The sequence below is a fragment of the Aquimarina sp. Aq78 genome (assembly GCF_900299525.1).
Classification (GTDB): domain Bacteria; phylum Bacteroidota; class Bacteroidia; order Flavobacteriales; family Flavobacteriaceae; genus Aquimarina.
Map to the genome: position 1 here is coordinate 427551 of NZ_OMKA01000001.1, position 14440 is coordinate 441990.

The 14440-nt window shown below is 31.1% G+C and carries 13 protein-coding genes; 3 read left to right on the plus strand and 10 right to left on the minus strand.

Annotation, left to right across the window (positions count from 1 at the left end; genetic code table 11):
- Positions 1-2: 2 nt before the first annotated feature.
- From DG435_RS01820 to DG435_RS01860, 9 genes are all read right to left on the minus strand, one after another.
- Complete coding sequence (locus tag DG435_RS01820) at positions 3-1274, minus strand: glucose-1-phosphate adenylyltransferase (RefSeq protein WP_106793565.1); 1272 nt, start codon at positions 1272-1274, stop codon at positions 3-5.
- 1 nt (position 1275) lies between these two features.
- Positions 1276-2685, minus strand: coding sequence for a glycogen synthase (locus tag DG435_RS01825; protein ID WP_106793566.1), 1410 nt, complete (start codon positions 2683-2685; stop codon positions 1276-1278).
- A gap of 274 nt (positions 2686-2959) precedes the next feature.
- Positions 2960-3760 carry a DNA alkylation repair protein gene (locus DG435_RS01830; RefSeq protein WP_106793567.1) on the minus strand — a complete coding sequence of 267 codons (801 nt, stop codon included), beginning with the start codon at positions 3758-3760 and terminating at the stop codon, positions 2960-2962.
- A gap of 114 nt (positions 3761-3874) precedes the next feature.
- Complete coding sequence (locus DG435_RS01835; RefSeq protein ID WP_106793568.1) at positions 3875-4189, minus strand: hypothetical protein; 315 nt, start codon at positions 4187-4189, stop codon at positions 3875-3877.
- Positions 4190-4315: 126 nt separating this feature from the next.
- Entirely contained in the window at positions 4316-5032 is a 717-nt protein-coding gene (locus DG435_RS01840; protein WP_051473723.1) for a YafY family protein, read from the minus strand.
- Positions 5032-6348, minus strand: a complete 1317-nt coding sequence (locus DG435_RS01845; RefSeq protein ID WP_106793569.1) for a cation:proton antiporter — start codon at positions 6346-6348, stop codon at positions 5032-5034. The genes DG435_RS01840 and DG435_RS01845 overlap by 1 nt, the downstream gene beginning before the upstream one ends.
- Before the next feature lie 254 nt (positions 6349-6602).
- Entirely contained in the window at positions 6603-7496 is an 894-nt protein-coding gene (locus DG435_RS01850; protein WP_159025649.1) for a phospholipase A, read from the minus strand.
- Between the two features lie 245 nt (positions 7497-7741).
- Entirely contained in the window at positions 7742-9904 is a 2163-nt protein-coding gene (locus tag DG435_RS01855) for a DUF5916 domain-containing protein (protein ID WP_106793571.1), read from the minus strand.
- Between the two features lie 17 nt (positions 9905-9921).
- Positions 9922-10428 carry a nuclear transport factor 2 family protein gene (locus tag DG435_RS01860; RefSeq protein ID WP_106793572.1) on the minus strand — a complete coding sequence of 169 codons (507 nt, stop codon included), beginning with the start codon at positions 10426-10428 and terminating at the stop codon, positions 9922-9924.
- A gap of 632 nt (positions 10429-11060) precedes the next feature.
- Between DG435_RS01860 and DG435_RS25405 the strand changes: the two genes are divergently transcribed.
- The 3 genes from DG435_RS25405 to DG435_RS01875 all read left to right on the plus strand — a co-directional run bounded on the left by DG435_RS25405 (position 11061) and on the right by DG435_RS01875 (position 13978).
- A complete protein-coding gene (locus DG435_RS25405) occupies positions 11061-11690 on the plus strand; it encodes a sensor histidine kinase (protein ID WP_255409739.1) in 630 nt (209 codons plus the stop codon).
- A complete protein-coding gene (locus DG435_RS01870; protein WP_234387134.1) occupies positions 11690-12382 on the plus strand; it encodes a LytTR family DNA-binding domain-containing protein in 693 nt (230 codons plus the stop codon). Before DG435_RS25405 ends, DG435_RS01870 begins: the two co-directional genes overlap by 1 nt.
- Before the next feature lie 267 nt (positions 12383-12649).
- Positions 12650-13978, plus strand: a complete 1329-nt coding sequence (locus tag DG435_RS01875; protein ID WP_106793575.1) for an IPT/TIG domain-containing protein — start codon at positions 12650-12652, stop codon at positions 13976-13978.
- Positions 13979-14104: 126 nt separating this feature from the next.
- Here the strand turns inward: DG435_RS01875 and DG435_RS01880 are convergent, their stop codons facing one another.
- The gene (locus DG435_RS01880; protein ID WP_106793576.1) at positions 14105-14404 is read right to left on the minus strand and encodes a hypothetical protein; all 300 of its coding nucleotides are present in this window, start codon (positions 14402-14404) and stop codon (positions 14105-14107) included.
- Positions 14405-14440: the final 36 nt, after the last annotated feature.

Sequence of the window (14440 nt, forward strand, 5' to 3'; positions counted from 1 at the left end):
TACTATAATTTAAATCCATCAGGGATTACAGTCCCCTTTTTTATGACAACTACACCTTCTCTTACTACATATGAATCTTGTTCGGTGTCTTCTAGATGAGTTCCTCCATTAATGATTACATCATTTCCTATTCTAGCATCTTTATCGATAATAGTATTAGTAATAGTGCATCGGTCTCCTACACCGATCGGCGGAATCCCATTATCACGATCATTTTCTAATTCATTTATATTCTGATAAGTGTTACTTCCGATCATATAGGTGTTTTTGATCATTGTATCGTTTCCAATTCTTGAGCGAATACCAATTACAGAGCGTTCTATTTCTTTAGCATTAATAATACAGCCTTCGGCAATCATAGATTTGTTTAATCGGGTGCCCGAAATTTTTGAAGGAGGAAGTATACGTGGCCTGGTTAAAACCGAATTTTCTTTGTTAAATAAATCGAATTGAGGAATATCGTCGGTTAAGTTAATGTTTGCTTCAAAAAAAGCAGGTACATTTCCAATATCTGTCCAATATCCTTCATATTGATATGCCAATACTTTATTTTTTGAAATTGCCTGTGGAATAATTTCTTTACCAAAGTCAACAGTATCTGGATTTGATAAAATATCAACCAGAAGTTGTTTATTAAACACATATATCCCCATAGATGCGAGATAATGCCTGTTCTCTTTTCTCATTTCATCACTTACTTCAGACTCCCACCCAGAAAGTTCTTCCAGATCTGGTTTTTCTACAAAAGAAGAGATAAAACTATCCTCATCTGTTTTTAGAATCCCAAACTGAGTGGCTTCTTTAGATTTAACAGGAATAGTTGCAATAGAAATATCGGCTCCCTTATCTACATGCGCATCTAACATCTCATTAAAATCCATTTGATATAACTGATCACCAGATAAGATCAATGCGTATTCGAACTCATGGTTTAATAATTGATACATCGATTGGCGTACTGCATCTGCAGTACCTTGATACCATGTTTTATTATCAGGAGTTTGCTCTGCTGCCAGAATATCAACAAAAGCATCACTAAAATTACTAAAAATGTAAGTGTTTTTAATATGCCTATTCAAGGATGCAGAGTTAAACTGGGTAAGCACAAACATTCTTTTTATATCACAATGTATACAATTAGAAATAGGAATATCTACTAATCTGTACTTTCCAGCTATAGATACTGCAGGTTTAGATCGTTGATCTGTAAGAGGGGATAATCGGGTTCCCTGGCCTCCTCCTAAAATAATGGCAAGAACTTTTTTGTTGATCATTTTATGATATTAGTGATTTGTATATAGCAATATATTGATGAGCAGATCGATCCCATGAGTGATCGATTTTCATCACTTGTTTTTGTGTATTTCTATATTTTATTTGATCATCATATAGGTTTACTGCACGTTCTATTGCGTAGCAAACATCCTGCACCGAGGCATTATCATGGCATATTCCAAAACCTTCTTCTCCTACATCAATAACTGTATCCTTTAGTCCACCTATTCTTCTAACTATAGGAATGGCTCCATATCGTAATGCATACATCTGATTAAGGCCGCAAGGTTCTACTCGAGATGGCATTAATAAAAAATCTACTCCTGCATAAATGATATGAGATAACTTTTCATCATACCCTATATATGTATTATATCTACTGATAAATTTTTCTTGTAATGCCTTCAATTGTTCTTCGGTTTCGGGATTTCCAGAACCCAAAATCATGATGTTTATGTCTGTAGTACGTAGAGATTCTTTAATAATATCTGGTAGGAGATCTGCTCCTTTTTCTCCTACTAACCGCCCTATAAAGCCAAAAAGAGGTTTATCTATGTCTAAATCAAAATGATTACAAATCCATTTTTTATTTTCGTTTTTGCCAGAAACCACATTAGACTCTTGATAATTGCTAATCACCATTGGATCTGTTTCTGGGTTCCAGGTATAAGTATCAATACCATTAAGGATTCCTATACATTTTTTTCTTTCATGCCTTAAAAGCCCTTCCAGGCCATTTGCATTTTCTTGCAGTTCTTCCATATAACTTGGAGAAACCGTAGTTACTCTCCAGGCACATTTAATTCCTGATGCCAATGGATTTATACAGTTATCCCAGTCTAGCATCCCTATTTTTTCTTTATCAAAAGCAGGTAAATAATGTAGTTTCTCATATGATAACTGCCCTTGGTATTGTGCATTATGAATAGTTAAGACTGTAGGTATTTCCTGAAGATTTAGATATGGTTTTGTATGGGCCATCAAAAATGGAATCAATGCCGTATGATGATCATGACAGTGAACTACATCAGGCATCTCATCTAGACTAGTTATCCAATCCAAAACTGCTAATTGAAAAGTAATGCATCGCTCTGCATCATCTTCATAATTATACACATTGGGCCTATCTAGTACTCCTTTGATATATACGAGATATGCATTGAATCCAATATCAGGAGATTTTATTTTTTCTATGACATATGGATATCTGATCTCTCCTAACTGTATTGCGCTTTTGTATATCGTTTTGAGCTTCGAATCTTTGACAAATTGATTATCATAAAATGGGGTTATTACACTAGTAGTAAGCTCCATTTTGTTTTGGTATTTTGGCAAAGCCCCTACAACATCTGCCAGCCCACCAACTTTGGCAATGGGATAACATTCAAAACTTGTATGAAGAATATTCATGAATAAAACGAACCTATTTTTTTAACTTGTTTTTATTGATTTAAAAATCATTTAAAACTATGAAAAACCCAATAGATACTGACTGTAATTATCTCAAAAACAAGCAGTGTTAATGATTATTTAATAAAAAAATAACCAAAAAATTTCATTATCAACATTCAGTGAAGAATTCGCAATAGAAAGAACTATATTATATCAATTTATAACTAGTTAGTATTAAGATTAGATTCTGTTGAAAAGTAAAAATCCTAATATTTTATCTTAGAACTCATCTTTACTTATTAATAGTTCGCAGTGCTTTTTTAAGAATATATTGTGTTTCTTTGGTAGTAGATTCTTTTGCCCATCTGGCACATATATCTTTGACCCAATCAGGTCTGGTTTTGCTGGCATCATTTAGCCAGTTGCCAACAGAGTCCCTAACATATTTAGAAGAATCCGATTTAAGAGGGTCTAGTAATGAAATCCCTTTTTCTGGATGTTCTTTGAGTTCATCTATTTTTTTGGTCCACACTCCTATCGGTCTGGTAGTTTCTACAGCATATCGTCTAATATTTTCATCAGTACTACAAGTCCATTCTGATAAAATATCTATTGCCATATCCAGATTCTCAATAATAGCTTCTTTACAGGCAAATATTGCTACTTCTCTAACTCCAAAGTGTACATCTGCTGCATAAGGAGCAATGACATTAAGTTTTTCATCAATTTTGCTTTCTCGAAGACCTACCCAATATGTAGCCCAGCATCGTGGTACATCAGAAATATGATTAGAAAGGTAATCAATAATACTTTGGTCATTGGTTAGTTGTAAAAATGTCATTCCTATAACTTTGGTATTAGCATTAGCAGAAGGCTTCTTTTGGGCTGACACGGCCTCATAAAAGCTATCATACCAATCCAACTTTTTTACATCATCAAGGACTTTTTTTAAAAGTACTAACTGATCCACAGTAAGCCACTCCATAAGATTTGCAGTTTGGATCAATCCTTTATTTAAATAGGATATAACTTCGGCATCAAGGTCTTTAAAACTTCTGGCTCCTTTTCTATTAAGAATATGTTCTGGAATCATAGTAATGATATGTATGTAATATACTTTTTCAAATGTAACGAAATAGGATATAGTTAAGAAAAGTAAATTCCTTAACCCCCTTCCTAGAAGAGGGTATTTTAATACTTAAAAAAATTATTCTTCAAATTGATTAAAAGTATCAAAGTGATGCATTTGAACTGATTCGGGTTTAATGATACTAAAAGCCGAAGTTGCTATATCGTTTTTCATAATATCTGTAGCTGCATCTTTAGCAGATTTCATATCGGTCCAATACACAATATCTATATATTTTCCATCTCCATTTTTTGCTGTAGTTCTTTCTATAAATCCGTAATATAGTTTTAAAACATCATTTAAAGAAGATAATGCTTTTTCGGCTTCTGTATTTGAGTATCCTGGATTTACTTCAAATAATACAACTTCTACTACTTTACTTCTGGTTTTCATTAACAAAGGGTTTTGATTAAGTTTTGTTGCACAATTAAACAATAGGCTTACCATAATTGATTAGGATTAATTGTTTGTTATTTATGATTTTCATCAAAACTAAATCACACCTATGACAACCCTATGTCAGTAGTATTTTTCTTTTGGGAAAGTTGAATAGCTACACTCTTCGGCTCTTTTTTTGTAATAGTCTTCCAGGCTAAAATGTTTAGGAGAAAAAAGCTCTTGAGTTTCAATAAGATTAACAATACGATCTGTTCTAAACTCACGGTAATCTTTTCTTAATCTACAATGAGCAATCATAATCCAGGTATTGTTAGTAAAATAAGCTCCAAGTGGTTCAATCAGCCTTTTACTATACTCCCCGGATGCTTTGGTATATTGGATTTCGAGCACTCTAAAATCTGTAATTGCTTGTTGAATAACAGATAAAGAAGTACTTGGGTGAATTGCAGTTCTGTTATATGTAAAAACACGTTCTTCGAGAATTTTGAGTTTTTCTTTTTGTGTAGTTTTAAGTACTGCAATTACTTTATCTATAGCTTCCTGATATTCATTAATCAGGGATTGGTCATTATTTGTTTTTATAATCTTGGACGCAGTAAGTAGTGCATTTGCCTCTTTTTCGGTAAACATAACTGGTGGTAAAGAGTATCCATCTACCAGATAATATCCTGTACCTGCTTCGGCTCCTATTGGAACTCCTGCATCAGTAAGAGCTTGCATATCTCTATATATAGTACGTAAACTCACATCAAACTTGTTTGCAAGTTCTGCTGCTTGAACAACTTTTTTGGATTGTAATTTTACTAATATGGCTGTTAATCGATGTAAACGTTTCATTATTCGGTTTCATGTTCATCAGATGATGGTAAAGCATCATCAATTTCACTTAGATCTGTTGTGTTATTAATAAAGTATTCGGTTTCTTCTATACTTTCATTGGGCTCTGCTGTTTCCAATTCTTGAGTTGGATTCATTTTTTTGTCTCTTATCATCCCTCCTGTCATAATCAAACTGGTACCTATAATTACAAATAACAATATTCCCGGTTCGAACCCTTCAATCATAGCTTCTGCAGGAATAGCATAAAATAAAAGTACTGTAATTAATCCCCTTGGTGCAATAAACAATTGAGGTGAAATATCTTTTCCCATAAAAAGGCGTAGCAACCCATATCGTATAACATAAATAGAGATTAATATCAAAAGACTAATCAAAGTAACTTTTAGACTTAACAAAGAAGAAAGCACAATTGTAATTCCAAAAATCACAAAGAATAATGTACGTACTACAAAGGCTGTTTCGGCAGTAATTACATGCAACTCATGATAGATAGATTTTGCTTTTTCGAGATGAAGATATCCTCTAAGTTTTCCTTGGAAAAATAATTTCATATTGGCAATAACTAATCCAAAGATCAGAATAATTATTAATGATGATAAGTGCATTTTTTTCCCTAAAGCATACAATAGTAATAGTACTGCGATAAGTAAAAACAGTTTTACCTGGCTTTTGATCTTCTGAAATATCAGAATAATTGCATAACTAGCTACCAATGAAATTACAATCGTAAGAATTAGATTAAGAAAAAAGCCACCTACTCCCGAATCTTCTGCCGGATTTAATCTTCCGGTAAGGAAATAAAACAACATAATTCCCAGAATATCAGAAAATGTACTTTCATAGATATGAAATTCCTTTTTTGCAATTGGTAGTGATGATACGCTGGGTATAATAATTGCACTGGATAATATAGATAGTGGTGTAGCATACAACCATGCAGACTGCATTGTCATTCCTTTTACTAGTGCTTTTAAAATCACTGCTGCTATAAATGTAGAGGCTACCAGTCCGATTAAAGCAATGGCCATCGATTTAAGAATGGGCATGAGTTTATCACTTTTTAACTCTAACTCTAAGGCTGCTTCGAGAACGATCATAATTAATCCAACAATACCTAATACTTCGAGCATTGGGAAAAAATCAATCGTATCACCTCCAAAAGCTTTAAGAATATATTGTATAATAATTCCCAGAATAATTAATAGTAGTACAGCAGGAACATTAGTCTTTTTGGCAACTCCATTAAAAATAAAGGATAAGATGATGATAAGTGAAATTCCTATAATAACATTGTAAGAAGAGAAAATTTCCATAAGGAGGTCTTGGTTGATTATATTAGATGATCTATAAACGAATGAAAAGATAGTAAATTATTTTAAAGTAAAAGAGTTACCATCAACTACTTTATAGTTTGAAATAAGTATACTCCAGAGGTAGAGGTTTTTATGAAAATATAATCACAATACTATAAAATTGACTCACGGTATTCGCTATACTATCTACAGTACCACTTATTTTGATATTGTATCAGATGTAATTACCTACTAGCGTATTTTATTTTAGAAAATTACCTCCATTGTAAAAGAGATAAACCGATTCCCACGGTAGTTTGTCTATGATTATAATCTATAAGGCTTTCTCCATATCCATGAAATACTTGTGCATGAATCTGTAATAGATCCAGTACTTTAATAGCATAATCCAATTTAATACTACCCCGATTTCTACTTCCTCCTCGTAATGAGTGCCTTGCTATTATACTTACATCATGTCTCCCTCTAGAGAATGCAGATAAAAGTTCAACACGTCCTATATAATTTTCTATTCCTGGGTTGTTGTCTTCTATTGGAGTTTCTTGTACACGCCACCATGGCCGTAGTACAATGCTTAAAGAAGGGGTTTCCCATCCAACCTGTAAAATAACTCGGTTCCAGCTTCTGGATAAAGGATTTGACCTCCCATTACTTTGATGATTAACACCAACCCCTGCAAATACACCATTCAGTCCCCAAATTTTATAGGCTGTAGGAAAGGTTAGCATAAATTCTGGTTCGTAATTAGTTTCTCTAAAGGGTCTGGAGATATGTGCGCTGTATAGTTGCCATCTAGAAGATTGGGTATAGGCAGCCCATAAATCACCACCAATCTTTTTACCAAATATGTTTCTTACAGCTCTGGTTTTAAAACTAAGTTGAAACTTTAATTCTGTATTAGTAAAATCAGAGGGTTCATCTACAGAATTTATTGGATTGTCACTTATGGGTTGATTATTTATATCACTAGTATAGTTGGCCAGCAAGAAATAGACAGGTTTGTACGGTACTATTTTAAAAAGTTTAATAGTATCATTATTGATTAACCAACGTTGGGATAAATTTCCTCCCGGATCATGGATTATGGTTTGCCCCAAACTAAAAGAATAGGTAAAAACCAATAAAATTAGAGAAATACATACTTTCACTAGTGCAATTTTCTTATTCTTAATACTTAACTATATTGAAAATGATTCCTAAATATTCTAAATGAGGTATATATTGTAGTTTTAAAAATGTAGGATGGTGTAAATATACATACTTTTAACAAGTAACTATTTATGAAGTATAGTAATTATTTGTACACTATAATAGAGTGGATATCTTATAGAAGATATCCACTCTATTCCTTTTTCTCTATTTGTAATTAGATTTCTTTATAAAAAATCAATGATTAAAAATCAAAACGATAATTCATTTTAAAGGCAACTCCCCAGTTTGTACGGGTAATATCTTTGTTATAATTGTCAGAAACGACCAAATATACATATGATAAGGGTTTGTATTCCCATTGTAGTCTGCTGTTGATATTAAAATTATCTCGTTGAGTATTGTATTGCACATAGGTGGTCCAGTTTAATCGATTAGAAAAGAAAACTTGCCCCGTAAAACGAGCTAAATGAAAAGTTTCTTTTCCTAACAGATTTAAATCAATTTTATTAATATCATATCTTAATTCTACATTTGCAAAAGGTAATAACTGATAATTTAGATACGTTCCTGCAGCCACTCTTTTTCCGCTATAATAATTTCCTTTTTGTATATTGAAACGATATCTAAATTTTTGATTATTTGCAGAGTTGTATCCAATTTTTAAAATCCCAAAGCGATACTCATCCGGGATTAATGAATTACCATTTCCTAATGGATCAAAACCATACCTTAAATCAACATACTCATATCTAAATACATAATATAAAGCTGATAGATTTTTAAAGAATATAGCTGAGTTTAAGAAATGTGATGACTGATTCAATTTACCATGTTCATCCAAATAAGTGTCATTACTATAATTTAGGTAACGAACAGAGTTTACTATTTTGGATTTTTCATAAAATTTTTGGTATTCTAATCCTATCGTAGTTTGAGTATATCCTTCTCTTACAAGGACATCATTAATAGCATCATAGTTATACAATCTTGGTGTGAAACCAACATCGGTTATATAGTTTTTACCTACATTTTTGATTGCAGCATTCCATTCTAATCCTCTTTTATTAAACCAAATTCCTGCATTATAAAAACTATTGTCTTTAGAAATGCCATCATTAAAACTTTTCCCGAAATTAGCCAGACCTAGCCATTTATTATTATCAGATTTATAATTCAGGTTGACTCCGGTTACCCGATTATAGTCATTCGTGAATTTAAATTTATCTGTTTGTTGTCGATTGATAAAAAAACCAGTTGTGGTAAAGTTTTTTGATAATTGTTGCTCGACAACAAAGGCCCCAAAGTTCTCTGAAGCGATTTCATTTTCTTTATCCGTTTGTACGTTTAAAATGCCGATTCTGGTTTTTGGAGATACATTACCTGATAATTTTAATCCAAATTGAATATCTGAATTTGCTCCGATACGCCTTGAGTAAAAAGGATTTACGCCATCAACACCTAGATTTGAAAATAAATCTGAGTTTTCAAGAAAAAAATTACGTCTTTCTGGAAAAAAAACCGAAAACCGAGTTAGGTTTGTAACTTGTTGATCAATATCAATTTGTGAAAAATCAGGATTTATCGTCGCATCTAATCGTAAAGAAGAGGTAACATTGTATTGCAGATCCAAACTTGGTTTAAATGTAGTTTCTGTATCATCCTCTACCACGTCGTTCTGATAGTTTGCAGTAACAGATGGTGTTGTTGTAAAACGAGAAGTTGATGTATTGGGTAAAGCTTCAACAGTCATTTTTTCGGTAAACCGTAAATCAAAAAGGCGATAGTTACGTTTTACATTTTTAAGAATAGTCCAGGAATTCTTTTTAATATCCCTAACATAAAACTGAACTCCAAAAACAGCATTATTCGTATCAAAATTTAATGCTTTTAAAGGAATAGCTATTTCGTATTGTTTTTGATTACCATTCATAAAGGCTTTAGCTTTCCATATCGTATTCCAACTTGTGCTAAAATCATATCCTTCATTAATACGCTCAACAATACCATCTATTTGTGTACTGTAGCTATTTACCGAAAAATAATATGCGTTTTGTTGTTGATTTTGTGTATCTAAAACCATGGCGAATCCATCGCTTAATCCAATAGGAACATCTCGTTTTAAAGAACTAACCTGTGTTTTTGGTGTAGTATCATTATAAATTAAACTCACATACAAATATTCTCCATTATGAAATAGTTGTACAGATGTTTGATTTTCTGCTAAGCCCTCGTCTATTGGCATATAATTGTAAAAACCCGAATACTCAGGAAGTTCTTTCCAAATAGGTTCATCTAACTGGCCATCTATAGTAATTGTAGCTTTCTTAAATTGAATCGTTTTTGTCTGTGCCTGAGTATACAAAGCAGATAAGAAACAAAGTGCTATCAAAAATATTTTTTTCATATATAAAATTTAGAAACCTATAGCTTTGTAGCTGTTTTAGTAATTATTTTCCAATCACCTTTCAGCTTTTTTAATAGAAAAAGATCCATTAGCTTTGTTTTTCTCTCCGGAATAAAAATTTCGACTTTAGCTGTAGCTATATCACGGTGTATCTCGATAGATAGAATATTTCCTGTTCGTCCGTTATAGACTCCTTTTTTCTTATTCTTAAAAAACTTGAGATAATCTGTAGGAGTTAATCTTTTAAATGTATCTTTTACAGTAAGGTATAAAGATGCATCAGCAGCAAAGGCACTTTCTAGTTTTTCTAACTCATTATAAGAACTCCCCTGAATATAATTCTTAAGTGTTTTTTCAATCATTTCCTTTTCTGAAAATGAATGATTTGTTTTAACTATTCCTTTTAAACTTTTATAAAAAAGCGTGTCGTTATTTATAATAGTTTTATCATGATTTATGATCTTGTTTTGTAATAAAACAAGTAAAAAACAAAAAGGTAGCGTGATAAAAAATAAACGTTTCATGATTTTATATCTTAAGTTTAGTCAAAACTATGATTGATATTCTTACGTTTTTTTAAAAGTAGACCGAAGAGGAAGTACAGTCTATTAAGACATTTTTGGGTTTTGGTGGTTGATTTTTGCCTATTTGTAGCCACAAATACTAGCTTGGTAGATAAATAATCTTTATGCGAGCTGTATAAGTTATATTTGCTATTTGGTATATGCAGTCTTTAAAAACATATTTTGATAAATCAGAAGTACGACATGTATTGTTCTGGATAGGTATATTCCTGTATTTCACATTATCTGCTAATATTGATAACTATAATAGTTATCTACAATTATTTGAATCATATATCATATTTGTTGCCATACAAATACTAGTAGCATACACTTGTCTATACTATTTGGTTCCAAATTTTTTAAATAAGGGAAAAACAGGTTTGTTTGTTCTATGGTTGATTATTCTATTGTTTGTTATGTATGCCATATATATATATTATAGAATATACTATTATGACGTAAGGTATTTTGATTACTACAGCCCAATAGTTCAACATTATGCAAAACAATCTTTTTGGGAAAGACTTTTTAGTTTTTCGGTTTTTTTGAGTAAGAGTATTAAATTTTTAACTCCTACTGCCCTGCTCTTAATGTTTAGGTTTTATAAAAATCAGCAGAATTATTTAAAACTCAATGAGCAAAAAAAAATAGCTGAATTAACTGCTTTGAAAAATCAATTAAATCCGCATTTTTTATTCAATACATTAAATAATTTGTATGCTCTGGCCATAAAAAAATCAGATCATGCACCAGAAGTGATTGAAAAACTATCTGATATTTTGGATTATATGTTGTATCGCTGTAATAACAAATTTGTATCCATCCAAAAAGAAATTGAGTTGATTGAGAATTATATTGCTTTAGAAAAAATACGGTACGGAAACAGAGTTCGTATTTCTTTTAAAAATAATAGTACAGAGGATTCCAAAATAGCTCCCTTACTGCTATTAACTTTTATAGAAAACGCATTTAAACATGGTGTGACTCAGGAACTAAAGGAAGCTTTTATTTCAATTACAATTAGTTCGGATAACAACCATATTATTTTTAATATTGAAAATTCTAAATCAACAATATCTGCAGAAAATAAAAATCAGGAGTGTATAGGATTGAGTAATGTTCAAAAACAATTAGATTTACTGTATGGAGATGATTATTCTTTGGATATTGAGGAAGAAAGTGATAAATATTGTGTTCGTTTAATTTTGGAAGCTAAATAATGTATACGTGTTTAATAGTAGATGACGAAGAATTAGCCAGAGAGCTAATAGAAACGCATTTGAAACAGTTAGATGGTTTTGAATTAGTGGCATCTTGTAATAGTGCAATAGAAGCTAGTAAAATATTACAGCAACAATCAATTGATTTACTCTTTCTTGATATAGAAATGCCTGTATTAAATGGTACCGATTTTTTTAAAAACCTTATTATTAAACCTCATGTAATATTTACAACAGCGTATAGAGATTATGCTCTTGATGGGTTTGAATTGAATGCTGTGGATTATCTTTTAAAACCTATAACTTTTAGTAGGTTTTTTATGGCTACCGAAAAATTTATCTCACTACAAAACACAAGATCAATCCCAACCGAAGTAGAAAAAACTACCCGAAAGGATGATTTTATTTTTATACGCGAGGATCGAAAACAAGTAAAAGTCTTCTATGATGATATTCTATATATAGAAAGCGTAAAAGATTATATTAAGATTCATTTGTCTAATAAAACCCGGCTTATAAAATATAGCTTAACTGCATTTGAAGATAGATTAGATGAACGATTTATAAGAACACATCGTTCCTATATCGTAAATCGAGATAAAATTACAGCGTATACAAAACAGGATATCGAGATTGATGCTATTGAAATCCCTATAGGAGAAAATTACAAAATGAATATATCTGATTTGTAGTTTTTTGTTATTTTAATAGTGCTATTTTAAAATGTTTATTAGGTAATATCAGAGCCCCTTGAATCCTCAGTAAAAACACATAAATTAACATCCTCTATTTATAAATATTGACCACCCTTTCTTGTTTTTTAGTTATTCATGATACTATATTTGTCCTAGGGATATAGAGACTTACACTGATTTAAGTAAGGTTGTGGATATACAAGCTGATGAAGTACGTGTTTATGGTCTAATTTTAATTGGAAAAATAAAAGGAATACAAACAAAATGAAAAAACGTTTTTTAAACTACCCATTAATTACATTACTATTAGTTACGGCATTTGGTTGCGGTTCAGACTCAGAAGATAGTCAAGATCTTAATGAACAAATAGAAATGATAGATGCCAAGGTTATTTCTTTTTCTACAGAGTATGCTTATATCGATGATCTAGTATCTATTCTAGGAGAAAATTTTGGTAGTGATATAACCGATACAAAAGTATATCTAGATAATAAAGCGGTTGAGATTACTACCGTTAATAATACTGCAATAACAATAAAGGTACCTGAGGGAGTTAGTGTGCTTCCAGAATTAAAAATAGAAATTCCAAACACGAATATTTCTTTTAATGATTCGTATAAAAACTTAGCTGTATTAGATAATGCAAAAAATAAGTGGATAACAATTGATCACAATTATAATTCGATTGAAAGTATAAAGGATTTTAGAGGAGTTGATAAAGAAAAAGTTTATTTTTTGATACAAAATAATTCATCTAATGATGTTTTTGAAGTAACCAAATCGTTTAACGGGGGAGTTAGTATTTCTAATATTAATCAAGATCATAATTTTCTTGATGGAGGATTCTTTTTAAGTTCAAAAGAAAATGAATACTCGTTAAGATCATTGGCTTTATACCGTAAAAATAAAGGAGAAGAAAGCAAGTTACTTAATGATTTTACTCAAAATGGTTCTTGGGGATTAGATTTTTTTGTTGATAATGATGAAACTAATATCATAGTCGCAACATCAGAAGGAAGAATTTATAAATCTACTGATACTGGTAGTACATTTGATAAAATACATGAAAATGATCCTTCAAATTTCGAATTCGATACTTTTTTTGCACTTTCTTCAAGTCAGGTTTGGTTAGGAGGATATACATACCCATTCCCTGAAAACAAGTCTTACTATCCTGCTAAGCTATTATACTTAAAAGATGGAAACTGGACTAATAAAGAAATACAAATAGAAAATAAAGCGGGTAATTATGAATATATCAAGAAAATTCATTTTGTAGATGCAACTACAGGATATGCCATTGCTTATGTTAAGAACCTTAATGGTGATGAAAAATATGTGATTATTAAATCAGAAACAAAAGGAGATACCTGGAGTATTATTCGTGAAAGCAGCTCAAAAGTAGAAGCATTCGCATTTAAAAACAAAGACATTGGTTGGTATATCTCAGGAAAAAATATTTTTAAAACTGTAGACGGAGGAGCATCATGGGAACTTTATTATACTAATGATACAGACTGTAAAGGAATTTTATACAACGAGGATACACTTTGGGTTATAGCGAATGGAAAGATACTAAAACATTATTTTTAAATAATTGAAGTGTGTTATTACTAACTTACTAAGCTTTAGAATTTTTATGCTTTTCTAAATATGCTATTGAAATCCCAATCGGAGAAAATTACAAAATGAATATATCTGATTTGTAGCTATAGTATACTATTCTAAAAGTGCTATTTGAAAATTGAAATGAGTATTGGAAACTGCACAATATAGTTGTTTTCCATCGGAACCTTTTCGTACACGATAATAACGTCTTTCATTAACATATTCTCCAGCACTTCTTTTTTGAACAGATAAAGAAATAGCGTGATCTTCTTGTAATTCTTTTAAATCCTTGACAAGTATTTCAATAAAAGAATCTGCAGCTTTCTCTCGATTAGTTTCCTTTTCTAATTTAGAACCTATTCCTCTAGAAATGTCTTCTAGAAGTGATTGTGTGATAGTTAATGTTTCCATATATTTAATACTTTAAAAATTAATATTAGTTTTCAT